The organism is Enterococcus sp. DIV0170 (assembly GCF_051710765.1).
Taxonomy (GTDB): Bacteria; Bacillota; Bacilli; order Lactobacillales; family Enterococcaceae; genus Enterococcus_A; species Enterococcus_A raffinosus.
In genome coordinates, this window is the sequence record NZ_JBIOLG010000002.1 from 174,378 (window position 1) to 195,613 (window position 21,236).

A 21,236-nucleotide genomic window follows, 5' to 3' on the forward strand; every position below is an offset into this window, starting at 1 on the left:
GGAGACAATCATGGCAGAAACATTTGAATTATACTCCGTGGATCAAAAAACAGTACTTCAGGGCTATCATTGGTCGTGCGAAGAACCACGAGCAGTCTTGCAATTGACGCATGGAATGGCTGAACATTTGAGGCGATACGAGCCATTGGCGAATTATTTGAATGACCACGGCATTGCAGTAATCGGTCACGACCATTTAGGACATGGTGCCTCTGTGAATGAGAACCCTCACGGCTATTTCCATGATGAGACGATCAAACATGGGTTGGTTCAGGACTTGTATCAAGTAAGCCAGTGGGGAAGAGCAAAATACCCAGAATTGCCTTTTTTTCTACTGGGGCACAGTATGGGCTCCTTTGTATTGAGAAATTATCTTTATGAATACGCTGATGAAATAGCAGGTGTGATTGTCGTCGGAACCGGTCAGCAGCCGATCTGGTTAACTCGTTTTGGTCGAACCTCTGCGAATCTGCTAAGTAAAATCCAAGGAGACAAGCATCCTAGTAAGTTGATCGATCAGCTTGCTTTCGGAAACATGAATCGCAGAATCACTCACAAACGAACCGATAAAGACTGGCTGGTCAGTCTATCAGAAGAGGTGGATAAGTATATCGCCGATCCCATGTGCGGCTTTTTATTCACACTAAGTGGCTATCAGGAGCTCTTTTCTTTGATTATTCGCGCGCAAGACCCGGAGCTTTTGAAAGAAGTCCCTAAAAAGCTGCCAATGCTCTTTTTATCTGGTAAAGAGGATCCTGTGGGTGATTACGGTAAAGGAGTAATGGCGGCAGCGAAATCATACCAGTTAGCTGGTGTAGAGAAGGTAACCGTTCAGCTATACGAAAAAGCTCGCCATGAGCTCTTAAATGAGACCCAAAAACTTACAGTTTTTCATGATATTTGCAAATGGATGGAAAATATTTTTGAAAAATGATATCATTGTAAAAATTTTAGGTAATTGAGGGATCATATGAAGGCAGAATTTTTGATTGATTATTGTCACCAAGAAGATTGGGCACCTCAGGGAGGTCATCGCCAATCACCTATCGATATCCAAACAACTGAAATTGAAAACAATGATACTCTTGCAACTATAGAAGTAAATTTTTCGGAATCCACTGCTACGTTTCTAAATAATGGGCAGAATCTGCAACTTTTGGCAGCGGGACAGGCATGTTTCAACCATCGCTTGTTTCAATTTGTCCAAGTCCATTTTCACGCAGACTCCGAGCACCGTCTCAATGGGAAGAGCTTTCCGTTAGAAGGGCACTTTCTTTTCCAAGCACCCAACGGTCAATTAGGTGTGATGGGGGTGTTCTACGAAATTGGCGTTTTTAACCCTGATTTTGAGCAAGTCTTGAATCAGTATGAGCAGGAAAAAGGGGAAGGGGCCTTCTCTGTCTCAGAATTGATTCCTGAGGATAAAAGCTATTATCACTATATTGGTTCGTTAACGACTCCGCCTTTGACGGAAGGTGTAGAATGGTATGTCTTGAAAAACACGGTAGAAGTCTCTGAGGAGCAGGTTCAACGATTTATTTCTATTCATGGAAAAAATAATCGTGATTGTCAATGTATGAATGAGCGCAAAGTATTAAGCTATAACGAATAAAGTCGCCGCCAGATCATTCTGGCAGCGACTTTTTTTGCGGTTAAAAAGCTCAAGAGAGATAGTCGTTTAGTATATAAGCGACGCCAGCTTCTTCATTTGTTTTCGTTAGGGTATCAGCGATTTTCTTTACTGCAGGAGCAGCGTTTCCCATCGCGATACTCTTGCCGCTAAGCTTCAGCATCTCTAGATCGTTCTCCTGATCCCCGAAGGCCAGTACATCTGCGAGGTCGATATTTAAATAGCTTGTTAAAAATTTGAGGGCAGCCCCTTTGTTTACTCCTTCAGCCATGACCTCCAGCCAATATTTATCGGAATAAGAGCTGTTAATTTGCTTTTTTTCTAATTGTGAACGCAGTTTTACTAATTTGCTAGTATCCCCATCAGTAAAGGCCAGCTTAAAATAGCTGATTTCTTCCTGTTCTATCTGTTCCAAAAGCTCCTCAACCTTTGATTCTTTCAAATTGAATTGCGCATAATAAGGACTGTTCACTTCATTCTTATCCTGGGCAAAGGAGATGCGGTCGTCTTGAGTCGCGCGACTTGCTACCACCGTCACCTCTGTTTTCATCGCAAGAGAAAGCGCTGTGTTGACCGTTTCTGGAAGAATAGTATAGCTTTTTAATACATCTTGAATTTCTCCCTTTTCGATTCGGGCAACGTAAGCGCCGTTGGAGGCTAAGGTGTAGCCACTAAGTTCTAACTCAGCAAAAACTTCTTTCGCTGATTGAATAGAACGGCCTGTTGCTAGTACAACAGTTCCTCCTTGACGATCAAATGCTTTTAACGCCTTCGCGTTTTCCTCTGATACGACACCCTCTCTGTTCAGTAAGGTGCCATCGAGATCTATTGCTGCTAATTTCATCTCTATCCGTCCTTTTTTCATTAATATAGTATAAGGGTAGTTCAATTTTCAGAAAATGAACAATTAAACGCTCATGTGATTACAAGTGCAAACTATATGCAAGAATTAAAAACTATTCTTTATAAAAAATTAATAATTGCCAAGAAGATGCAAATGACAAGTCTTTTCATCGATTTTTTGAAGAAATGAGAGGGGTGTCAAAGCATTAATTTTGATTAATTTCCGTCAGGCGTCTAGTCTGGAATTTGTAAACAACTGTTATTAAACATATGAAAAAATGAGATAGGAGTGAAAGAATATGTTCTCAAAAATTGAGGAAATCCCTGTAGTCACAGCAGCTGACGAAAATTACGCTCCTTATCTGAGTGTAATGATTGCAACATTGCTGGACAATACTTCAAGAACTACACCAATTCGTTTCTTTATTATTGACGATGATCTTTCCATTTCAAGTAAGGAAAAGTTAATCAAAACCGCCCACAAACATTCAGAGGCGGCTGTTATTCAATTTGTGAAAGTCGATGAGGAAGTTTATGAAGACTTTTTAGTAAGCGACCATATTACAACGACTGCTTACTTCAGAATTTCCATGCCTAAGATGCTGGCTGGTAAAAATTATCGAAAAATTCTGTATATTGATTCGGATACATTGATTCTCGATGATATCCAGAAATTGTATCAACAAGAGTTAGATGGAAAAACGATCGGCGCTATTATCGATCCAGGTCAAACGAAAGCACTAGAACGTTTAGGTGTAGACTCCCAAGATTATTACTTTAATTCAGGCGTAATGGTCATTGACGTAGAGCGCTGGAACCAACAGCACATTACCGAAAAAACCATTGAGTATCTAAAAAAACATGGCGATAAGATTATCTACCACGACCAAGACGCGTTAAATGCGGTGCTGTATGAACAATGGCATCCATTCCATCCGCGCTGGAATATGCAATCGTCGCTTATTTTCGACAAGCATCCAGCACCAACAAAACACTACGATGATTTATATAAAGAAGGACGGAAAAATCCGGCTATCGTTCATTTCACAGGCCATGACAAACCTTGGAACACGTTAACAGGACATCCTTATCAGGATTTGTACATGGAGCTATTAAATAAAAGTATATTGATGAAGACGGTGAGGGTAAAATGATGAAAAAAGAGAAGATTACGGTAGTATCAAGCTGCAACGACGCATTTGCTGAACACGTATCTGCATTATTTGTTTCAGTCCTAGAAAATGCTGAGCAACCAACAGAAAATTTTGATTTTTACGTGATTGATGATGAGATCACGATTGCAAATAAACGCTTAATGCGAGAAACAATTAAAGGATACGATGCATCCTTGCACTTTATGACGATCGATAAAAAGTATTTTGCAGATGCGGTGGAGAGTGATCGTATCCCGGAAACCGCGTATTATCGCATCGCGATTCCAGAATTATTCCGAGACAAAGGTCTTGAAAGAATTCTCTATCTTGATTGTGACATGATCGCTCTGACGGATATTTCCGAACTGTGGGAGGTTGATCTATCCGGTTATATCTTAGCTGCGGTAGAAGATGCTGGCTTCCACCATCGTCTAGAGAAAATGGCTGTCGCTTGTGACTCAACAAAATATTTCAATTCGGGCTTTATGCTGATCAACATGGAAAAATGGCTTTCGGAAAACGTGACGAAACGCGTCCTGCGGTACATTCACGACAATCCTGAAAAATTGAAATTCCATGATCAAGACGCATTGAATGCGATTCTCCACGATCAATGGCTGCAACTGCATCCAAAATGGAATGCCCAAAGCTATATTATGAAGCGTGAAGTCGAACATCCAGATCCAGAGGGTGAAAAGGAATATTTCCAAACCCGACGCGATCCTAAGATCATCCATTATTCTGGACATATCAAACCTTGGAGTAAAGAGTGTACCTCTTCCTTGAAAAAATATTATGAAGAATACGAAGAATTAACGGCATTTTCAGAGGATGATGAGGGTGAGAAGGCCTCGCTGAACACAGCGTCAACAAGAAAACTAGGCTAAAGAAGGAGCGCATTTATGAAGACTAAGATGAAAAGTAAGTGGGAACAACCAAAAAGTCGTTTTTCTACTAAGAATAAATCAAATAGAAAACAATCTACGCAAAAAAATAGCGCAGTTCATTCATTGTTAATGAAGCTTCTGTCTGTTTTTATCATTGGTTTCATCACAAAGAAGCTTAACAATCGAAAAAATAAGTAATTGATCGAGACCTATCAGCGAAAGTCTGGCATGAGCCGATGAGATAGACAAGAGCCTTAGAAGAAAAATAATCTTCTAAGGCTTATTTTTTTGCTGTTATGGACGGCCTCGCCGATCACGAGGCTTGTGTTTGACTTGGGGTTCAAGCTCGTTGATCAATTTGGTCAAGATATGGTCGAATTGTTCCTTTTCCTCGTGACTTAAAACATCCAGTATAACGGGCTGGAAGTCATCGCTCTGTTGAGCGGCGATTTTTCCGCGAGCAGTCAAATGGATATTCATGACACGTCGATCTTCCTGCGATTTTTCACGTGTGATATAGTCCTTTTTTTCCAGTTTGCGAATCATTTCAGAGGCTGATTGTGGGCGCATATCGAGCTGGCTAACAAGCGCCTTTTGCGAGATCGTTCCATGTTCACGGATAATCGCTAAAATTCGGCTCTGACCACGATTCCGGTTTTCGAACTTGAATGGACCACGAGCATTTTCGCGGAAAAATTGCGTCAATAAATCGTTCAAATCAAAGTATTTTTGGGTAACAGCTACATTTAATTCTTTTTCGTCCATGGATTCATAACTCCTATAAGCAGAATAGTAGGGATTGCTTCATCCAATATTTTATCAGGTTACCGAAATAAATTAAAGACATCCGCTGAACCGATGATTTTAAAAATGAAAGAGAGAATAGTCGCTATTTATTTTTAAATAGAGAAAGGACCATATACATACGATAGCGAATATGCTATCATATGTATATGGATAAACCTCAGTTTGATTTCATTAGGAGAAAAGACGGAACAAGTGAATTTGAAGATTTTCTAAATTCGATACCTGAAAAGATTCTGCTAATTTATTAGCGATAATCAGTAAAACAGAAGAGTATGGATTGTTGGTAGCGCAGAGAATGGAGTGGGTGAAAAAACTTGAGACGGATTTATACGAGTTGCGCTCAAAAGTCGGTAAGAACATTCAACGAGCGATTTATTTTCAGAAAATCGGGAATGAGTTTTTGATCACACATGGTTTTACTAAGAAACAGCAAAAGACACCGAGAACAGAGATAGAGCATGCAAAAAGTGTCAGAGCACAGTATGAGAAAGGAGAATTACGATGAGTAAGATTGATGACCTCATCAGTAAGAAGAAAGTGGAAAGCGCCACATTTGCTGATGAATATGAAAAAGAAGCACAACGTTTAGATATCGCTATTGCTTTGACGAAACTGCGAGAAGAACTAGGTGTGACGCAACGTGAATTAGCTGAGAAAGTCGGAAAGCCTCAATCAACGATTGCAAGAATTGAAAATGGCTCAATGAATCCCAGCCTAAATATTCTATATGAGATTGCAACAAAAGTTGGAAAAGAGCTGCATGTTGAGTTCAAATAGATTGAAGTGAATACAAAAGAATATTTCATGTAAGTGACCAAGCGAAGGATAGTATCGTTTGGTTTTTTTGCAGGTATCGGCAAACGTGCGAAACAGAAAACCAGCTGTTTTACGGAGGATGGAAGTTAAAAGTTATACGGAAAAATCTCTTCACTAGCGTTACAAAGTAGCTACTAAGCGTATTGAGTGTCTCAGATTATGAAGACCTTTTTAAGGAGAAAAGAGTGGTAAAACCAGCAAAGGTGATATAACCAATAGGGCTTGAACAAAGTGAGAACTGGCATCTTAAGTCACTAACTAGTAGTGGAGCCTTGCAGCAAATTACTCTATTAAAGGGTGTTTACGTTATAAAAAATTAGAAATGAAAGTATCATCGTTATTTATTGAAAGCAAAACCTCGATTAAATCCTATTCATAGTCACAAGTCCTTTATGTTAATTTCAAATAAAACTTTTGGAATTGCAAAATCCGTAAAAAAGGGCTTATTTTAGTTGTGTAGAGCTCTCAGGTGAAAGTAATTATCAAAAAGGAGGAGACCATGAAAGATTATGGCTTAACTCGGCAACAGCTGTTCCAGTTAACAAGAGGAACGTTGGAAAAACGGATAAATCATTATTTCAAAGAAACTCATGATAGCAATGGAACGATTCAATTCTTAGTTGCGTTGCAGGTAAGGGATGAATTGTGTGAAGGAGATTTTTCACTGCTGCTGAAGGATCTCGTGCAATACATTTTTTTGCATATGCGTTCAACGGCTTTGATGCGGCGTTTCTATGGGTATTTTGCCGAATACTTCGATAAAAAGGAATGGCGTCTGTTATCTGTAAAATTATTTCCAGCGAAAACGTTTGTTTGTGACAAAATAAAAGCGCTTTATTCGCAATTGATTAAGAAACCATTCGCGAGAGTAGCGGAATCATGACGAGATAAAAAAGTGAAATACACGAAAAAATCAGAAAGGAAGAAAGCGATGTTCACATTAGATGCAGAATTTGAAAATAGCGATGCCAGATCTCAACATTTGAAGATTAAACACTTTGATCCTACCAAGACAGGTGAGGAGATCAAAGCCTCTTTAACAAAATTAACCAAGCTGAACCTCTTTGAAAAAAAGGGCGTCGGCTTATTTAAGAAGGTTAAACATGCGACCTTGATTGAAACCATTGAGACAGAACTGTTTAATAAAACCCTTGATGAAGGATCAGAGACGGCTCAACTGGAGAAAGAAGGGACACAATTAACAGATATAGCGGAAGAAAGCCCACAGACGGTGGAGTTTGTTGTTCGAGAAGAAAGACCTGAGCCGGGGCTGCTGATCCAGCAAATCGAATTGCCGAAAGAAATAGACCCAAGAGAAATGACACAGGAGCAAGCACTGTCTTTGATTTCAGCGTGTATGCCGGACGCGTATACGTTGGAAAACATTCAGATAGAGGATAAGGAGAAACCAGCGCGGATAATCTTGACAGAAAAGCTGAAGGAAAAAAATGTGTCAGCCACACACATCCAGCAGACACGACCAGCTGTTCCTTCGAGAAAGCGAAAGCGACTACTTGAGCGCATCCGAAAACGAGAATAGCGTGTAATGTTGAATTATTATCGAAAATCCAACGTTGGGTGAGGAAGAAGGTGTGAAAAAGTCCTATCACATCTTCCGTTCTCGAATAATCGGTGTTCCAGAAGTAGCTTCTTCTGGAATAAGCCGAAATTTCTTGAAGCGGCTTACTTCTGTCACAAATGCTGATAGTAAAAAATTTTGTCCACTAGCACAGTGGGCTCTTTGTCGTGAATTGTGGCATAATTCGTTATCAAATAAGAAATTTTGTCAAGCAGATGAGTCTGAAATAGGCGCATCTGTTTTTGCTTTTTTTGAGATAATTTTGAAAGAAGAGGTGATAGTAGTATTATTAAGGTTTTTTTGTCGAATTTTATCAAGTGATCAGGCACATGTTTTTTTGCTTTTTCTGAAGAGTGATACGATCAATTTAATCATTGAGAGAGATCTCAAAAACTTATTTTTAAAGGGAGCGAACAACATGGGAAATCTATTGAAATTATTCGGCGTAGCGGCAACAACTTTTCTAGTCTTGGATTTATTCTGGCTACTTGTATTTGCGCGACGAATGTATCAGGATCATTTGGGGCATTTGATGGGACAGACAAAGATTGTACCCGCTGTGCTTTTCTATTTGCTTTACTTGATAGGAATTCTCTTTTTTATCGTTACTCCTGCTTTAGAAAAGGATAGTCTATTTTATGCGGTGGCCGCAGGAGGGTTCTTAGGGTTGTTATGTTACGGGACGTACGATTTGACCAATTTGGCGACTCTGAATAATTGGCCAGCCTTCATTACCGGTGTGGATTTAATTTGGGGTACAGCTGTTACAGCCGCAGTGTCAGGAGTCACTGTTTATGTAGCACAGCAGTTCAACTGGAGGTAACAGAAGATGGAAGTTCGTCAAACAAATTCAGTCATTGATCCGAAGAAATTACTTTTTGCTTTTCATCAAGGAGCGATCCAGCTAATCAATGAGAAGCAAGTCCTGAATCAGATAAATGTTTTTCCTGTTTCGGATGGGGACACCGGCAGCAACTTAGCATCACTGATGCAAACTATTTTGGAGGAGACATCCGAGGAAAGCAGTACGGTCGTTGAGGTTTTTGGGCAGGTAGCGGATGCTTCTTTGTTAGGAGCAAGAGGAAATTCAGGGATTATTTTTGCTCAATACTTTAATGGCATATACAATCATCTACTGCAGATGGAAGAGAAGGAGACTGTACAAAGTTTTGTTCAAAGTGTAAGATCAGCGATCACAGAGGCGTATCAAGCTATTGAACGACCAGTAGAAGGAACGATTATTACAGTGATCCGTTCTTGGGCGGAAGCTTTGGATGTCAGTGACTCCTTCGCTACTTTGGAGACATTATTGCCCCATGCCTTGATTAAGGCGAAGCAGGCGTTAGATAATACCACGAATCAATTGAAGATTCTGAAAAAAAATCAAGTCGTTGATGCGGGAGCGAAAGGCTTCTACCTATTTCTCGAAGGCTTCACAGAGGCTCTTGTGGCTAAAAAGCCGGCATTGCACTTAGTACAGTCTGCAATTAGTACGGTTTCTATCGAGCGATCGATGGAGACACATATGCATACTGAAGAGCCTGTTTATCGGTATTGTACAGAGATTCTACTCGATCATGTGACGTTGACTAAAGAAGAATTGCAGAATAATCTTCGCTCTTTTGGCGATTCATTGATTGTCGCAGTAAACCGAGGCAAGGCACGTGTGCATATTCATTCCAATCAACCTGCAGAGGTTTTAGGCTATTTAAGTAGTGTTGGAAAACCTATTCAGCAAAAGGCGGATGATATGCTATTGCAATACCAAGTCAATCAGCGTCGAAAGGCCCCTATTGCGTTAGTGACTGATTCTATCGCAGATATTCCAGCGGAGTACCTGCTGGATCATCAAATTCACGTTTTACCAATGAATATCTTAATGGGCGATACTAGTTATATCGACAAGATTACCCTTCTAACGAAGCAATTTCTTACGCTGTCTAAGCAGACGGAAGAGCCTGCGACCAGTTCACAGCCAGCATTAAAAACTGTAGAGCAGCTTTTTTCTTTCCTGGAGACTCGGTATGAAGCAATCCTAGTAATTACTGTCGCAGGTAAATTAAGCGGGACCTATTTTACAGTGAAGGAAGCAGCCAAGCGGAAGCACGCAATCCCAATTGAGGTCATTGATTCTAGACAGAATTCTGCAGCGCAAGGCTTGTTAGTAATGCAGGCAAATGAATGGATTCAAGCAGGAATTCCCTTTAAGACGTTGAAGTCACGACTTGCAAAAAAAAGAGAAGAGATCGAGATTCTAGTAAGTGTAGATGACTTAAATCCCATGATCCGTTCTGGACGAATTCCTCAAGCAGTAGGCAGGGTCGCAAAAGGAATCAATTTGAAGCCGATCGTCAGCTTGGATGAGTATGGTGAAGGGAAATTGAGCAGCTTCGCCTTGAGTCGGCACGGAAACGAAAGAAAAATCTTCCGTAAATTGGTAAAGGTTAATAATGAGCACGGACTTAAGCGATATGCAATCATTCACGTGGGTAACGAAGACAAAGCCATTCTTTGGGGACGAAAACTTACTGAGCAGCTTGGATTTCCACCAAGCTTTATTACGGATAGCTCAACAGTAATTGCCATGAGCGCCGGAGAAGGAAGCATAGCGGTAGCGTATGAAATGGAAGGGGATGAAAAAGGATGATTGTTTGGTCAATAGTCGTCATTCTATTTATATATTTCACGGCCTTATTTTTTCTGGCACAGGCACTTCATAATAATTCTATCGTTGATTTGGCGTGGGGAATTGGTTTTGTCATTGTTGCGTTGGTGGGCTATTTATTGATGCCTGAGAAAACAACAGCGGCGGCTTTTGTAGTGATTCTTGTGACTGTTTGGGGGCTCAGACTGTTCTTTCATCTGGCGAAACGAAATATTGGAAAGCCGGAAGACTACCGATATGTGAATATGCGTAAACGGTGGGGGAAACGGTATGCCAAATTAAAAGCCTATCTCAATGTTTTTGTTTTGCAAGGGGTACTTTTATGTGTGGTAGCACTACCGATTTTCTTAGTTGTGACTGGCTCAGAAAAAGCTTTTTATTGGTGGAACTGGCTAGGGATCATCGTCTGGGGGATCGGTTTTGCCTTTGAAACTATTGGAGATTATCAGTTAACGGTATTTAAACGTCATGCTGAAAAGGGAACACTGCTGACGACAGGTCTATGGTCTTTAACGAGACATCCAAATTATTTTGGAGAAGCATTGAGCTGGTGGGGAATTTTCTTGATTAGTTTGAATGAGCCACGCACCCTCTGGGGGATTATCGGTCCTGTCACAATTACGCTGTTATTGCTTTTTGTTTCAGGTGTCCCACTGCTAGAAAAGAAAAATAAAGAGAAGCCCGGATATCAAACGTATGCGAATAAAACTCCGAAATTTGTCCCTTTCATTGGAAAAAAAGGGATTTAATTGGAGAAAAGCAGTCGAGATTATCGGCTGCTTTTCTACGTCCTTGGGCGGATGGTTCTTTTTATGATTTCAGGTATAGTTAGGGGGAAGGAAGGAGAGGACAATGAATGATGTTTCTAGGCTGCTTATTACTTGCTATTGCATTAATCGTTCTTTATTTTTTTCTACCGGGTGGTACTGCCTGGAAAAAGTATTTGGCGGAGGTTGAATCTTCTTTTCGACAGGAACCAGTTTCAGAGGAACCACAAAGGATTACTGAAGAGGCGATAGCGGAGCTTCCGCCACTGCTGCAAAAATACCTCAAGAAGAATGGGTACGTGAATCAACCATTGATGCGGAACATGTTTATTCGCTTTGGGCATACGAGGTTTCGAATAGCTGCGGACAAGGCGCCGATCCCAATTGAGTTTTGTCAGGTTAATTTTGTCGAAAGACCCGATCGCTATGCCTTCTTGAAGGCGCGGATGTTTGGGCTTCCCATCCAAGTGACAGATCAAGTCCAGAATGGTCGCGGCGCGATGATCGGAGTGTTGGCAAAACATTTCAAATTGTTTCACTCAACTGGACCGGAGATGGATCAGGGACAGCTGATTACGTCCTTGGCTGACGCAGTTTTTCTGCCAAGCCTATTTTTACAGGGTTACGTGACGTGGCGTACCCTTGACGAACGCACGATCGAAGGGACGATCATGTGGAATGGTGTGAGCGCAAAAGGGCGGTTTACCTTTGATGATTCTGGGGACATTGTTCGCTTTGATACTGAGGATCGATACATGGACGAAAATGGAAAGGGTACCTCATTAGTCCCTTGGTTTGTTCTGTATGAAAATTACGAAAGCGACAAACTGTACCGCAGACCTGGTTGTGTCAGTGTTAATTGGAGGCTGCCAGAAGGAATCGATAACTATTTTGTTAGCGATCAGATTCAGGTGAACTATTCAGTTGACTTAGCGGAAATAATACAAGTGTAAACAGAACGAGGCATCACTCTCAATGACGAGAGTAATGCCTCGTTTTTTGTACTTTCTTTCAGGGAAATTCGCATAAAATCAGAATATTCCTAGAAAATATTTTTAGTGTCCTTTATGCTTTTCGCGTTTTTTGACTTGCCTTTGCTGAAAACGAGCTTCCGCATCTGCTATTTTTTTCTGCCGACGCTGAACTTTGCTTTCACTTTTAGCCTCTGCTCTCAAATCGCTGATAGCCTGCTGCGCTTTGGTCGAAACCACTGGCTGCCGCTTTTCACGATTGATTAATCGTTGCATTCGCTTCGGATTCATCTTTTTCTCAGGCCTCTTTTTCGCAGAGACAGTCCCTGACTGCTCCAGCAGATGAGGCAAGCGCGTCGCGATAAATGCGAAAATATCCGCATCCTTTGGTTCTGGACCAAAAACATATCGAATGGCTTGGTAATGACCGTCGAATTCAGCTTCTACCAAGCCGCACCAAAAACTGCCATCGAAGTAGATCGTCAACTTCATGATGACACCTCCCTTAAATGAATTTCAAGCAAGGGACAACCCGGGAGGGCAGGTTACTGACATTTTCATGCGGCGGACTACCAACCGCCATGTGTTTTTATGCTTGTCTTTAGTTTACTAGCTTTGAGAAGAAATACAAGCGTGTCAATAAAGCTGATGAATAGCTATTTGACATTTCATTCCAGGGTCATTACTCTATAGATAGTTTAGTAAACAGTAAAAAGACAGGAGGGTATATATGGCTAGCATCAGAGACATTGCTAAATTAGCCGGGGTTTCAGCCGCGAGTGTTTCTAGAATCCTCAATAATGATGAAACGTTTAGTATTAACGAAAATACACGTAAACGAGTAATTGAAATAGCGACTAGCTTGAATTATTCGAAAAACGAAAATAGAAAAAATCGAGACGTGGGGGATAAGAACACGATTGCTCTTATAACACGTCATCAAATAGATGATGAAAAAAGTGACCCCTATTTTATGTTTATCCGAAAAGGCGTGGAGTCGGAGGCAAAAAAATGGCGCTTAAAAACCTTTCGGGCATTTTCAATGCGCGATAAAAAGAAAGAAGTTTACCAGCTAAAAAAATATGGTGCCGTAGTAATTATTGGAGAGATGACGTTAGCTGCCTTGAAGGAAATCCAAAAGATTAATGATAATATTGTATTAATTGATTCCTATTCAGAATATGCGGAGTTCGATTGTGTTCAAACGGATTTTGCCCAAAAAACACATGAAATTCTTGACTTATTAAAGAGCAAGGGGCATAAAAATATCGCCTTTGTCGGCGGCTTGGGAAGTAAGGTCGCTCTTGACGGAGAGGTCGTCTATTATAAAGAGGAGATTCGTGCTGAAAATTATCGACAATGGATGATTTTAAACCATCTTGATGAATATACAAATGTACTACAGGGGGAATGGTCTCCAGATACTGGGCTAGAGCTTGGCAATCAGATAGTGCAGATGGAGCCGAGACCGACCGCTATCGTGGTAGCCAGCGATCCTATGGCTGTCGGTGTCTACAAAGCAATAACAAATGCGGGGTTGTCTATTCCTGACGATATTTCAATTATTAGTTTTGATGATATTGAGATGGCAAAGTTCATGTCACCATCTTTATCTACGGTGAAATTAAATGCAGAAGAAGTGGGGAAAATTGGTGTAGAGTTAGTTCGTGGAAAATTATTGAATGTTAGAGCAATGCCCGTCCGAGTCATTTGTACAAGCGAGTTAGTGCTCCGTGACTCAGTAAAAGATATCGCGGATAAAGAAGTTTGAGGTTCTTTCAAACTTTTTTATTTTTTTACTTGTGTAAACGTTAACTAAACAACTATACTGATGTTAGTAAACGTTTGCATACTAATAAAGGAGTGTTTTAAATGAAGTTCTTAGATAAAATGGCCGCAAAAATTGTTCCATTAGCACAAATTATTGCTGACAACAAGTTCTTATTAAGTCTTCGTGATGGCTTTATGGTAGCGTTTCCCGCGACCATGTTCGCCTCCATCATGATCATTATTCAAAATTTTCCGACAACCTTTGGCTTTGCCGATAAGCTGCCGGAAGGCGTCAATGTTTTTTTGAATGATTTTTTTGGTCCAGTCGGAAATGCGACAATGAGTGTTGGAACGCTCTTTATCGTTTTTGGTATCGGATATCAGCTCGCAGATAAATTCGGACAGCCGAAGTTATTTGCAGGAGCAATTTCGTTATCTTCTTTCTTGATGTTGTTGCCATTCAGTAGCCAGGAGAAATTAGGGACAGTCATTCCAATATCAAAATTAGGTGCGGAAGGTATGTTTGTTGGTATCGTGACAGCAATGATTGCGACGATTATTTATTCAAGAATCAGCGCGGCAGGAATCACTATCAAAATGCCGGATTCTGTTCCTCCAATGATTGCACAATCATTTGTAGCGATTATCCCAGGGGCGGTCCCACTATTCATTTTTAATATTATCCGCTATTTGTTTACCTTTACAGAATGGGGCAACGCAGTTGATTTTGTTTATCAAATTCTTCAAAAACCATTGATGGGGCTTGGAGGTACACTACCAGCAGTGTTGATTGCTGTATTCTGTATGCAATTTTTCTGGTGGTTTGGGATTCATGGAACGTTGGTTGTCAATGCCGTAATCGATCCAATTATGAACGCTTTAGCTATTGAGAACTATGAAGCATATAAAGCGGGGGCTTCTGAGCTTCCTCATATTATTAATACGACTTTTATGGGGGTATTTGTCAATCAGGGCTTACAATTAGGCATTTCGATCACCATGGCCTTTTTCATTGCGCGTTCTATTCGAATGAAGAAGTTAATGAAGACAATTATTGCGCCGTCAATTTTTAATGTATCTGAACCAATGACCTTTGGGCTGCCAATTGTAATGAACCCAATTGCCTTTATTCCATGGATACTTGCGCCATTGGCATCAACGACGATTTCTTATCTTGCTATTTATATGGGACTTGTTCCCAGACCGATTGGCGCTACAGTTGTGTGGACCACTCCAGTATTTCTTTCTGGTTGGATAGGGACTGGCTCAATAGCGGGGGCTATTTTACAAGCAGTAACATTAGCTGTGATGGTTCTAATTTGGGTACCTTTCCTTGTTGTGATGGATAGGGAGTACTTGAAAGAAGAGAAAGACCTGGAAATGACCCACTCTGCGGCAGAGTAAGGGGAGGAATGAGCGTTGAGAATCGATACACTAAGTTATAAATACCAGATAGACGTAAGCAAGCAGCGAGTATATGAGGTTATTCGAAAAGAGCAGGAAACTTATTTCCGCTCAAAGGGTTACGTAGGAAAAGGGCTAAATGAAGGAGCGGCAGTTACTCTCTCTATGCCTTCAAAGCTTGGAGCAACGAGCATTCCTGCCTCTATTCAATTATCAAAGCTTAATGAGAATGAAATTGAATTACTCACTTCTCATAGCAAAGGAACAATCACTCAAAAATATCGGATAGATGAGCGTTCCGATTCTAAGACACAGGTGATATATACCGAAAAGAACGCGTTTACCCATGCTAGAAACCAGTATAGTTTTATCTTTCTAGCTTTTGTGTACAAATTCTTTTATAACAGAGGGATGAAAAAGAGGATGGTTTACCTAGAAAAACAATGTTATGAAAAAGAGGATGATGCAAAGTGATTGAACTTCTGAGTAAAAACATGTTTCATCTGCGAAATGAAAAGATTAGTTATGTGATCAATGTTTTGCCAAATGGTCACCTAGGACATGTCTATTTTGGAAGAAGTCTGGGAAAGATTACCATTGAGGACATTCAATACATGGCATCAACAGAAAGCAAGTCTGCCGGGACGGTCAAGTTCAGTCCGGCAATTCCGAATTTTAGCTTACAAGATCAATATCAGGAAGTCCCTGTTTATGGAACCTCGGATTTTAAAGAAGGCATACTGAAGGTTTCAGAGGAACAGGAGTGCTTATATTTAGACTTCCAATATGTTTCTCATACAATAAAAAAGAAAAAACAAAGAGAGTTGGGCGTTCCAGCAACATTTGCGGAAGAGGGGCAGGTTGAAAGTATAACGTTTTGTCTTGAGGATTCTTTCAATCAGTTAAGGTTAGAAGTGACTTACTCAATATTTGAAAACCAAGGAACCGTTTCTCGCGGGCAAAAGCTTACCAATCTTGGAGCAAACAAGCGACAGGTTCTTCGATTTTTAAGTGGCGCTTTAGACATGAAAAATCAGCAGTTTGAGTTTCTTCATCTTTCTGGCGCCTGGCTAAAAGAACGACACATAAAGCGACACTCTTTAGAACAAGGGACGGTTAGTATTGGTTCGTTAAAAGGGGCGTCCAGTCATCAGCATAATCCTTTTGTCGCCCTACTGCCAGAATGTTCTTCTAATAATCAAGGCGATGTGTATGCAGCGAATTTGATATATTCGGGAAATTTCTTAGCACAAACAGAGGTTGATGAATGGAACAACATACGCATGATGCTAGGGATTCATCCGAGTTCATTCTCTTGGGAGTTAGCGCAGAATGAAACGTTTGAGACGCCGGAGCTGCTATTGCATTACTCAGCGGAGGGCTTGAACGGTCTTATGCACGAGACTGGCCAATTTATTGAGAAGCACGTCATCAATCCGACCTGGTACCAAAAGAAACGACCTGTGGTTCTTAATAATTGGGAAGCAACATACTTTGATTTCGATCAGGATAAATTACTAGCTTTAGCTGATAAAGGAAAAAAATTAGGTATCGATTGTTTTGTTGTCGATGACGGCTGGTTTGGAGAGCGCGACAATGATCGGGTTTCGCTTGGTGATTGGGATGAAAATCCAAGAAAGTTCTCAAAAGGAATAGCCGCATTTTCAGAGAGTATTCATCATTTAGGATTGCAATTTGGCCTTTGGTTTGAACCAGAAATGGTTTCGCCAATCAGCGACTTATACAACACTCACCCTGAATGGGTGGTAAGACACACAGATTCTTCACGGGTGGCTATTGGCAGAGGTCAGTATGTTCTTGATTTCTCCAATCCAGAGGTGGTGGAAAACATTTACCAGCAAATGAGAAAAATTATTTCTTCAACAAAATTGGACTATATCAAGTGGGATATGAATCGTAACATTACTCAAGCCTATTCGACGTATTTAAAACAGCAGGAAATCCATCAGTCAGAATTTTTCCACCGCTATATACTGGGTGTTTATCGCCTGTACGAAAGGATCTTATCAGAGTTTCCACATGTTTTAATTGAAGGCTGTGCCGGAGGAGGCGGACGATATGATCTTGGAATCCTCTTTTATAGCCCTCAGATTTGGCCAAGTGATGACAGTGATCCAGTCGAGCGTTTAGCCATTCAATCAGGAACGTTATTAGGGTATCCCTTATCATCATTTAGCAACCATGTTTCAGCTGCGCCTAATCATCAAGTCCATCGTCACACTTCTTTAGAGATGCGAACGAATGCAGCACTGTTTGGCCCTTTAGGCTATGAGCTGAATTTGTTTGAGCTTTCTACTGAAGAACAGGCACAGATAAAAAAAGATATCTCCTTTTATAAAAAGAATCAAAGACTGCTAACTTTCGGTAGGTTTTACCAGCTGACGGACATTCTCGATCGTCCCAATGAATATGGCTGGGCAGTTTTCGATGAAAAGAACGGCAAAGGGATGATTGGTTTCTACCGTATTTTAACTGAAGCGAACAGCAGTAATCGAGAGTTCATGAAGCTCCCATTTCTAAAAGAGACTGAAAGCTACCTCGTAAATGGTGAAAAGCTATCCGGTAGTGTGTTGAAAAGAATGGGGATTAGAAAGCCGTATCAATTTAATAGTGTTAATAAGGATAAAGCACAAGTGATGGGAGATTATCAATCATTTATTTATGAGCTGCAAAGGGATGAATGAGAGAAATTTTTTTCTACTTCTTCAGCTTTAGTGTCGTATTCCATAAGTTGACCTTCATGATTTTTATCGTGAAGGTTAATTTTTATCCTTTATCGAGAAGAAACGTTATTCTTATAAGGTTTATCTCTATAAGTATGGTTTGTACAATAGTATGACTGGATTTTTATTTATAAAAGTATAGACATATAATAACTTAGTCTATATAATGTAAATAAATCGAAGGGAAGAGAAAATATGATTGGTGCAATTGAAGCAGGTGGAACAAAAATAATTTGTGGGATCGCAGAAGAGAATAATGTAACCGAAATCATTGCTGAGCAGATAGTCAAAACGGGTGACCCAGTAAACAATATCGAACAAATTATTCGATTTTTTTCGGAGCATCCGGTAGATGCAATTGGTGTCGGGTCTTTTGGCCCAATAGATGTCGATCGCGACTCAAAGACATATGGGTATATCACCAATACGCCCAAAACAGCATGGAAAAACGTCGATTTCTTAGGAGCTTTAAAAGACTTGGAAAGCCCAATTTATTGGACGACTGATGTCAATGCTGCGGCGTTCGGTGAAATGTGTTATGGCGCGGCTAGACGGACTAATAATTCAGTTTATCTTACTGTTGGAACTGGTGTCGGCGGCGGAGTAATTTTAAATAAGGAGCTCTTACCTGGCAAGAAGCATCTTGAAATCGGGCACATCTCTGTTGCTAGAAAAAAAGGGGATCACTTTAAGGGCGTATGTCCCTACCACGAAAATTGTTTGGAGGGACTCATTTCGGGACCAGCGATCTATCAAAGATCGGGCAAGAATGGGGAAGAATTGAACCAAGAGGCATCTGTTTGGGATACGGTGGCGTATTATCTTGCTGAATCCTGTGTGAATTATGCCTTGTCCTTTGCTCCTGAACGAATTGTTTTGGGTGGCGGCGTGATGCATCAAAAACATTTATTTCCGCTTATTCATAAGTACTATGCCCAACTTATGAATGAGTATTTACCAACAAAAGACATCGAACAGTTTATTGTTCCCAGCAAGTTGAATAATCGGGCAGGAATGATTGGCGGATTAGCGTTAGCCAAGAAAATTTTAGGAGGCGAATAATTGATGGATATCAAATTTCCAACGAACTTTTGGTGGGGAGCCGCTACGTCAGGACCCCAATCAGAAGGACGCTTTAACAAGGAACATGCCAATATGTTTGACTATTGGTATGATACAGAACCAGAAGCTTTTTATGATCAAGTAGGTCCTAATCTTGCATCTAACTTTTTTAATGACTATGAAAAAGACATACGATTAATGAAGGAGATCGGATTGAACTCTATTCGGACGTCTATTCAGTGGACACGCTTGATTGATGATTTCGAAACAGCTACGTTAAACGAAGAAAATGTTCAATTCTATAACAACGTGATCGACGAATGCTTAAAATATGGGATCAAGCCGATAATCAACCTGCATCATTTCGACTTGCCAGTGGAGCTCTATCATAAGTATGGGGGATGGGAGTCCAAGCATGTTGTGGATTTGTTTGTAAAGTTCGCTGAACAATGCTTCAAATTATTTAGTGATCGGGTAACAGATTGGTTTACATTCAATGAACCAATGGTGATTGTAGAAGGGGAGTACTTGCACCAGTTTCATTATCCCAATCTAGTGGATGGTAAAAAAGCTGTTCAAGTTGCCTATAATATTCAGTTAGCTTCGTCTAAGGCAATTGCTAGTTTTAGAAAAATAAATCAGAACAAAGCAGGACGGATTGGGATCATTTTGAATTTAACTCCAGCTTATCCAGCGACGCAAAAAAACTCTGATCTAGCAGCCGCAAAATTTGCGGATTTATGGCTCAACCAACTGTATATGAATGCTTCGACTTTGGGAGAATTTCCAGCGGAATTGACTGAGACACTGGAAAAAGACGGTGTTCTTTGGGAGACTAGCGACGAAGAGCTGGCTGTCATAAGAAACAACACGATTGACTATTTAGGGGTAAATTTTTATCATCCACATCGTGTAAAGGCACCAGAGGTTTCGCCCGACAGTCTCGCAGTGGATTGGCTGCCTGAAAAATATTTTGAAGAGTACGAAATGCCGGGAAGACGGATGAATGTGGATAAGGGCTGGGAAATTTATCCTAAAGCGCTTTATGATATTGCCATCAATATTCGTGACAACTATAACAATATTGAATGGTTTGTTTCAGAGAATGGCATGGGGGTTTCTCGAGAGGAACGCTATTTGAACAGCCATGGAATGATTGAAGATGATTATCGCATTCAATTTATCCAAGAGCATCTTTATTGGCTACATAAGGGAATGGAAGAAGGCTCTAATTGCTTCGGGTATCATTTATGGACACCAATCGATTGCTGGTCCTGGAAAAATGCTTATCGCAACCGCTATGGTTTTATTTCTACAGATATCAGAACACAGAAAAAAACCATAAAGAAATCGGGGTATTGGTTTAAAACGGTGGCGGCTACTAATAAGGTGGCACTTGAAAAAGATATCATTAAAATTTTAACTAAACAGGAGGATTAGGAAAGATGAAAACAATTATGTTAGTTTGTTCGGCAGGGATGAGTACAAGTTTATTGGTGACAAAGATGGAGGCGGCAGCTAAAGATGAAAATTTTGATGCAGATATTTTCGCGGTTTCCGCTACGGAAGCTAACGGTGTTTTAGCTGAAAAGAATGTGGATGTTCTGTTATTGGGTCCGCAAGTGCGCTTCATGTTAAAACAATTTGAGGAGAAGGTTGCGTCTAAAAATATTCCAGTAGCGGTCATTGATATGGCTGATTATGGAATGATGAATGGTCAAAAGGTCTTGCAAGAAGCAAAACAACTAATGAATCAATAAGGGGGGATAGGCAATGGAACAAGAAAATTTGGAAGCGATTATGGGGTTGATCGTCCATTCAGGAAATGCCAAAAGTGATGCGGTTGAAGCGATACAGGCTGCTAAACAGCTGGATTTCAATGAGTCGGAAGCGAAGATTACGGCAGCAGAGAAGGCGTTGACAGAAGCTCATCACGCGCAAACAGGATTGCTGACTCAAGAAGCTCAGGGAAACAACATGGCAATTACACTTTTAGCTGTCCATAGTCAAGATCACCTGATGACTGCCATCGCATTCACTGATTTAGCGAAGGAGATAGTTGATATCTATAAAAGAATTGGTTAGCAAAAGAGAACAGTTGGTAAAGTGAGGGATGAACCTTTGAGGTTTGTTCCTC

General features: G+C 40.5%; 23 protein-coding genes and 1 pseudogene. 21 read left to right on the plus strand and 3 right to left on the minus strand.

The window, feature by feature from the left end:
- Positions 1-10 precede the first annotated feature (10 nt).
- Together IGI50_RS16480 and IGI50_RS16485 are read left to right on the plus strand one after the other, a co-directional pair.
- Positions 11-934 carry an alpha/beta fold hydrolase gene (locus IGI50_RS16480; protein WP_438777717.1) on the plus strand — a complete coding sequence of 308 codons (924 nt, stop codon included), beginning with the start codon at positions 11-13 and terminating at the stop codon, positions 932-934.
- A gap of 36 nt (positions 935-970) precedes the next feature.
- Complete coding sequence (locus IGI50_RS16485) at positions 971-1,612, plus strand: carbonic anhydrase family protein (protein WP_438777718.1); 642 nt, start codon at positions 971-973, stop codon at positions 1,610-1,612.
- 49 nt (positions 1,613-1,661) lie between these two features.
- Here the strand turns inward: IGI50_RS16485 and IGI50_RS16490 are convergent, their stop codons facing one another.
- Positions 1,662-2,474, minus strand: a complete 813-nt coding sequence (locus IGI50_RS16490; RefSeq protein WP_438777719.1) for a Cof-type HAD-IIB family hydrolase — start codon at positions 2,472-2,474, stop codon at positions 1,662-1,664.
- Between the two features lie 298 nt (positions 2,475-2,772).
- On the opposite strand from IGI50_RS16490, the gene IGI50_RS16495 reads away from it, so the two are divergent.
- The 3 genes from IGI50_RS16495 to IGI50_RS16505 are packed head-to-tail and all read left to right on the plus strand — an operon-like array spanning position 2,773 to position 4,712.
- Positions 2,773-3,627: a glycosyltransferase family 8 protein gene (locus IGI50_RS16495; RefSeq protein ID WP_438777720.1), complete on the plus strand. Its 855-nt coding sequence runs from the start codon at positions 2,773-2,775 to the stop codon at positions 3,625-3,627.
- Complete coding sequence (locus IGI50_RS16500; RefSeq protein WP_431406043.1) at positions 3,627-4,514, plus strand: glycosyltransferase family 8 protein; 888 nt, start codon at positions 3,627-3,629, stop codon at positions 4,512-4,514. The genes IGI50_RS16495 and IGI50_RS16500 overlap by 1 nt, the downstream gene beginning before the upstream one ends.
- 15 nt (positions 4,515-4,529) lie before the next feature.
- Positions 4,530-4,712 carry a hypothetical protein gene (locus tag IGI50_RS16505; protein WP_438777721.1) on the plus strand — a complete coding sequence of 61 codons (183 nt, stop codon included), beginning with the start codon at positions 4,530-4,532 and terminating at the stop codon, positions 4,710-4,712.
- 96 nt (positions 4,713-4,808) lie between these two features.
- Here IGI50_RS16505 and IGI50_RS16510 read toward each other — a convergent pair whose 3' ends face one another.
- Positions 4,809-5,279, minus strand: a complete 471-nt coding sequence (locus tag IGI50_RS16510) for a MarR family winged helix-turn-helix transcriptional regulator (RefSeq protein ID WP_438777722.1) — start codon at positions 5,277-5,279, stop codon at positions 4,809-4,811.
- A gap of 188 nt (positions 5,280-5,467) precedes the next feature.
- Here IGI50_RS16510 and IGI50_RS16515 point away from each other — a divergent pair.
- The 8 genes and pseudogenes from IGI50_RS16515 (at position 5,468) to IGI50_RS16550 (ending at position 12,101) form a co-directional block, all read left to right on the plus strand.
- Positions 5,468-5,826 (plus strand): annotated as a pseudogene (locus tag IGI50_RS16515) (type II toxin-antitoxin system RelE/ParE family toxin).
- Positions 5,823-6,098 carry a helix-turn-helix domain-containing protein gene (locus IGI50_RS16520; protein WP_028020666.1) on the plus strand — a complete coding sequence of 92 codons (276 nt, stop codon included), beginning with the start codon at positions 5,823-5,825 and terminating at the stop codon, positions 6,096-6,098. The pseudogene IGI50_RS16515 and the gene IGI50_RS16520 overlap by 4 nt, the downstream one beginning before the upstream one ends.
- A gap of 538 nt (positions 6,099-6,636) precedes the next feature.
- Positions 6,637-7,020 carry a hypothetical protein gene (locus tag IGI50_RS16525; RefSeq protein ID WP_438777723.1) on the plus strand — a complete coding sequence of 128 codons (384 nt, stop codon included), beginning with the start codon at positions 6,637-6,639 and terminating at the stop codon, positions 7,018-7,020.
- A gap of 48 nt (positions 7,021-7,068) precedes the next feature.
- The gene (locus tag IGI50_RS16530; RefSeq protein WP_438777724.1) at positions 7,069-7,677 is read left to right on the plus strand and encodes a DUF2922 family protein; all 609 of its coding nucleotides are present in this window, start codon (positions 7,069-7,071) and stop codon (positions 7,675-7,677) included.
- A gap of 457 nt (positions 7,678-8,134) precedes the next feature.
- A complete protein-coding gene (locus IGI50_RS16535) occupies positions 8,135-8,539 on the plus strand; it encodes a DUF2177 family protein (RefSeq protein ID WP_028020663.1) in 405 nt (134 codons plus the stop codon).
- Positions 8,540-8,545: 6 nt separating this feature from the next.
- Positions 8,546-10,363 carry a DegV family EDD domain-containing protein gene (locus IGI50_RS16540; RefSeq protein WP_438777725.1) on the plus strand — a complete coding sequence of 606 codons (1,818 nt, stop codon included), beginning with the start codon at positions 8,546-8,548 and terminating at the stop codon, positions 10,361-10,363.
- Positions 10,360-11,130 carry a DUF1295 domain-containing protein gene (locus tag IGI50_RS16545; protein WP_338289479.1) on the plus strand — a complete coding sequence of 257 codons (771 nt, stop codon included), beginning with the start codon at positions 10,360-10,362 and terminating at the stop codon, positions 11,128-11,130. The genes IGI50_RS16540 and IGI50_RS16545 overlap by 4 nt, the downstream gene beginning before the upstream one ends.
- Positions 11,131-11,237: 107 nt before the next feature.
- Entirely contained in the window at positions 11,238-12,101 is an 864-nt protein-coding gene (locus IGI50_RS16550) for a DUF6544 family protein (protein WP_438777726.1), read from the plus strand.
- Positions 12,102-12,203: 102 nt separating this feature from the next.
- Here the strand turns inward: IGI50_RS16550 and IGI50_RS16555 are convergent, their stop codons facing one another.
- Positions 12,204-12,611 carry a YjdF family protein gene (locus tag IGI50_RS16555; RefSeq protein WP_438777727.1) on the minus strand — a complete coding sequence of 136 codons (408 nt, stop codon included), beginning with the start codon at positions 12,609-12,611 and terminating at the stop codon, positions 12,204-12,206.
- Between the two features lie 238 nt (positions 12,612-12,849).
- Between IGI50_RS16555 and IGI50_RS16560 the strand changes: the two genes are divergently transcribed.
- From IGI50_RS16560 to IGI50_RS16595, 8 genes are all read left to right on the plus strand, one after another.
- The gene (locus IGI50_RS16560; protein ID WP_028020658.1) at positions 12,850-13,890 is read left to right on the plus strand and encodes a LacI family DNA-binding transcriptional regulator; all 1,041 of its coding nucleotides are present in this window, start codon (positions 12,850-12,852) and stop codon (positions 13,888-13,890) included.
- 101 nt (positions 13,891-13,991) lie between these two features.
- A complete protein-coding gene (locus IGI50_RS16565) occupies positions 13,992-15,293 on the plus strand; it encodes a PTS sugar transporter subunit IIC (protein WP_028020657.1) in 1,302 nt (433 codons plus the stop codon).
- 15 nt (positions 15,294-15,308) lie between these two features.
- Positions 15,309-15,767 (plus strand): hypothetical protein, encoded by a 459-nt coding sequence (locus tag IGI50_RS16570; protein ID WP_028020656.1) that lies wholly within the window; start codon positions 15,309-15,311, stop codon positions 15,765-15,767.
- Positions 15,764-17,998 (plus strand): alpha-galactosidase, encoded by a 2,235-nt coding sequence (locus IGI50_RS16575; RefSeq protein WP_438777728.1) that lies wholly within the window; start codon positions 15,764-15,766, stop codon positions 17,996-17,998. Before IGI50_RS16570 ends, IGI50_RS16575 begins: the two co-directional genes overlap by 4 nt.
- Positions 17,999-18,232: 234 nt before the next feature.
- Positions 18,233-19,099 (plus strand): ROK family protein, encoded by an 867-nt coding sequence (locus IGI50_RS16580; RefSeq protein WP_438777729.1) that lies wholly within the window; start codon positions 18,233-18,235, stop codon positions 19,097-19,099.
- 3 nt (positions 19,100-19,102) lie between these two features.
- Entirely contained in the window at positions 19,103-20,539 is a 1,437-nt protein-coding gene (locus IGI50_RS16585) for a glycoside hydrolase family 1 protein (RefSeq protein WP_438777730.1), read from the plus strand.
- Positions 20,540-20,544: 5 nt separating this feature from the next.
- Complete coding sequence (locus IGI50_RS16590; RefSeq protein ID WP_028020652.1) at positions 20,545-20,859, plus strand: PTS sugar transporter subunit IIB; 315 nt, start codon at positions 20,545-20,547, stop codon at positions 20,857-20,859.
- A gap of 13 nt (positions 20,860-20,872) precedes the next feature.
- Positions 20,873-21,184, plus strand: coding sequence for a PTS lactose/cellobiose transporter subunit IIA (locus tag IGI50_RS16595; protein ID WP_028020651.1), 312 nt, complete (start codon positions 20,873-20,875; stop codon positions 21,182-21,184).
- The last annotated feature ends 52 nt before the right edge of the window (positions 21,185-21,236 follow it).

What these genes read in the sequence shown, in the direction of transcription:
- IGI50_RS16540 (WP_438777725.1), top strand. Translation starts at nt 8,546, where the DNA reads ATGGAAGTTCGTCAAACAAATTCAGTCATTGATCCGAAGAAATTACTT.
- IGI50_RS16500 (WP_431406043.1), top strand. Translation starts at nt 3,627, where the DNA reads ATGAAAAAAGAGAAGATTACGGTAGTATCAAGCTGCAACGACGCATTT.
- IGI50_RS16585 (WP_438777730.1), top strand. Translation starts at nt 19,103, where the DNA reads ATGGATATCAAATTTCCAACGAACTTTTGGTGGGGAGCCGCTACGTCA.
- IGI50_RS16535 (WP_028020663.1), top strand. Translation starts at nt 8,135, where the DNA reads ATGGGAAATCTATTGAAATTATTCGGCGTAGCGGCAACAACTTTTCTA.
- IGI50_RS16525 (WP_438777723.1), top strand. Translation starts at nt 6,637, where the DNA reads ATGAAAGATTATGGCTTAACTCGGCAACAGCTGTTCCAGTTAACAAGA.
- IGI50_RS16555 (WP_438777727.1), bottom strand. Translation starts at nt 12,611, where the DNA reads ATGAAGTTGACGATCTACTTCGATGGCAGTTTTTGGTGCGGCTTGGTA.
- IGI50_RS16490 (WP_438777719.1), bottom strand. Translation starts at nt 2,474, where the DNA reads ATGAAATTAGCAGCAATAGATCTCGATGGCACCTTACTGAACAGAGAG.
- IGI50_RS16495 (WP_438777720.1), top strand. Translation starts at nt 2,773, where the DNA reads ATGTTCTCAAAAATTGAGGAAATCCCTGTAGTCACAGCAGCTGACGAA.
- IGI50_RS16595 (WP_028020651.1), top strand. Translation starts at nt 20,873, where the DNA reads ATGGAACAAGAAAATTTGGAAGCGATTATGGGGTTGATCGTCCATTCA.
- IGI50_RS16565 (WP_028020657.1), top strand. Translation starts at nt 13,992, where the DNA reads ATGAAGTTCTTAGATAAAATGGCCGCAAAAATTGTTCCATTAGCACAA.
- IGI50_RS16590 (WP_028020652.1), top strand. Translation starts at nt 20,545, where the DNA reads ATGAAAACAATTATGTTAGTTTGTTCGGCAGGGATGAGTACAAGTTTA.
- IGI50_RS16550 (WP_438777726.1), top strand. Translation starts at nt 11,238, where the DNA reads ATGATGTTTCTAGGCTGCTTATTACTTGCTATTGCATTAATCGTTCTT.
- IGI50_RS16530 (WP_438777724.1), top strand. Translation starts at nt 7,069, where the DNA reads ATGTTCACATTAGATGCAGAATTTGAAAATAGCGATGCCAGATCTCAA.
- IGI50_RS16485 (WP_438777718.1), top strand. Translation starts at nt 971, where the DNA reads ATGAAGGCAGAATTTTTGATTGATTATTGTCACCAAGAAGATTGGGCA.
- IGI50_RS16510 (WP_438777722.1), bottom strand. Translation starts at nt 5,279, where the DNA reads ATGGACGAAAAAGAATTAAATGTAGCTGTTACCCAAAAATACTTTGAT.
- IGI50_RS16545 (WP_338289479.1), top strand. Translation starts at nt 10,360, where the DNA reads ATGATTGTTTGGTCAATAGTCGTCATTCTATTTATATATTTCACGGCC.
- IGI50_RS16580 (WP_438777729.1), top strand. Translation starts at nt 18,233, where the DNA reads ATGATTGGTGCAATTGAAGCAGGTGGAACAAAAATAATTTGTGGGATC.
- IGI50_RS16505 (WP_438777721.1), top strand. Translation starts at nt 4,530, where the DNA reads ATGAAGACTAAGATGAAAAGTAAGTGGGAACAACCAAAAAGTCGTTTT.
- IGI50_RS16480 (WP_438777717.1), top strand. Translation starts at nt 11, where the DNA reads ATGGCAGAAACATTTGAATTATACTCCGTGGATCAAAAAACAGTACTT.
- IGI50_RS16520 (WP_028020666.1), top strand. Translation starts at nt 5,823, where the DNA reads ATGAGTAAGATTGATGACCTCATCAGTAAGAAGAAAGTGGAAAGCGCC.
- IGI50_RS16560 (WP_028020658.1), top strand. Translation starts at nt 12,850, where the DNA reads ATGGCTAGCATCAGAGACATTGCTAAATTAGCCGGGGTTTCAGCCGCG.